Source organism: Arthrobacter sp. H14 (assembly GCF_000520495.1).
GTDB lineage: Bacteria > Actinomycetota > Actinomycetes > Actinomycetales > Micrococcaceae > Arthrobacter_C.
The window spans coordinates 104,989-106,521 of record NZ_KI914647.1 but is presented as its reverse complement, the minus strand read 5'-3'; the positions used below and the strand labels follow the sequence as shown (position 1 = coordinate 106,521).

Sequence of the window (1,533 nt, the reverse complement as noted above, 5' to 3'; positions counted from 1 at the left end):
ATCGGCGTGCGCCCGCACCTCCGAGGCGTAGTCGACCGCATCTGCCGGCAAGTCTCCGTTCCACCTCATGTCCAGGGCGCCCAAGGCGACGGCCACCAGGTACTGCGGTGCCTTGACGTCGTCGCCCCAGTGCTCCGGTTGTGCGGTGACGATAAGGTCTGAAGACGCTGCATCGCCGTCGGTATCCAGACGGATAGTGGCTCCGGTCTGCCAGCCGGCAAGGGCCCAGCAGAGCGAGCGCCAGTGCGGCGGCATGTCCAGCAGGACCGTCGTGCTTTCATCGGCATCCAGATTGTCGACCATCAGGTTGGCTGTCTTCGCCACCCAGTTGTCCAGCACCCGGCCGGAGAGTTCCACGCGTTCACCACCGGGTCCGTACCAAATCATCCTGGGTGAGGACGCGCGGTTCTGCCGCAGTCCGGTCAACAGGGCTGCGACTGTCGGCGTACTTTTCATTGTTGCCTTCCTCACATTGTGGGCGTTGTTCCGCAACCTGGAGCGTCGACGCGCCGGGAAACCGAGGAGAAACGCGGGCGTGGCCTGCCAGCTATCCGGTCCAGTCATCGATAGGATTCCGCCAACCGCTTGACTCCGCTGTATTACACACGTGTAATTAGGTATCGGTCTAAATCTTGGCTATCCACTAAACGTACCCGCAGCCAGGATATTAATTCACCGGGAGGAGCATCATGGGGCACGCTGAACGAAGCCAGGATCGTTCCACCATCGCGGCGCAGGCATCTGCGCGCTATGGCTCACGAGGCGTACCGGGCGACTGGTATGTCGATCCTGCAGACCCGGGCGCGGCGGAAAAATTCCGCCAGGACGCGGAGCAGTCGCTGGATGCAGCAGCAACCGCGTTCCTTGCCGCCCACGAAGCCAGTGAAGACGACGATACGCAGGACCCGCTGGACCTGACGCCGCGCAGCCTGCTCAGCAGTCCGCCGAAAAGCCCTGTCCGCGCACCGAAGGAGCGGAACGACCAGGCAGTGTGGATCGGTCTGCCGGGCGCAGCCGATTTCGACGACGAGGGAGAACTCGGCTGGCAGACCGACGCCCTCTGCGCCCAGACCGACCCGGAAGCATTTTTCCCCGAGAAGGGCGGCTCCACCCGGGACGCCAAAAAGGTGTGCGGTGCCTGCAACGTGCGCTCGCAGTGCCTGGAGTACGCACTTGCCAATGACGAGCGTTTCGGCATTTGGGGCGGGCTGTCCGAGCGTGAACGCCGCCGGCTGCGGAAGCGAGCTGGCTGATTCTGCAGCAAGTCCGCGTCACCGCCGTCGTTGTCGCCCACAACGGCGGACAGTACCTTTCCCGCACCCTCGATTCACTGGCTGGACAGACCAGGCCGGCTGACTTCGTCGTCGGAGTTAACGTTGGCTCCACCGATAATTCCGAAGCACTGTTAAACGAGCACCTCACCGGTCCGCACGCCGCCGTTGAATCCGGACACAAAACCGGTTTTGGCTCCGCCGTCGCACTCGGCCTGGCAGAGAAGGACGGCACCCGATCCCGCCGCCATGACTGGCAGGC

General features: G+C 63.6%; 3 protein-coding genes. 2 read left to right on the top strand and 1 reads right to left on the bottom strand.

Features of this window, described 5'->3' with window-relative positions:
• On the bottom strand, positions 1–456 hold a 456-nt coding region (locus Y707_RS31435), incomplete at its 3' end, for a TIGR03089 family protein (protein WP_026534924.1).
• 233 nt (positions 457–689) lie between these two features.
• On the opposite strand from Y707_RS31435, the gene Y707_RS32755 reads away from it, so the two are divergent.
• The gene (locus tag Y707_RS32755) at positions 690–1,253 is read left to right on the top strand and encodes a WhiB family transcriptional regulator (protein WP_081744753.1); all 564 of its coding nucleotides are present in this window, start codon (positions 690–692) and stop codon (positions 1,251–1,253) included.
• Positions 1,250–1,533: glycosyltransferase family 2 protein (locus tag Y707_RS33470; protein WP_155852871.1), on the top strand; the 284-nt coding region annotated here is incomplete at its 3' end. The genes Y707_RS32755 and Y707_RS33470, both read left to right, overlap by 4 nt.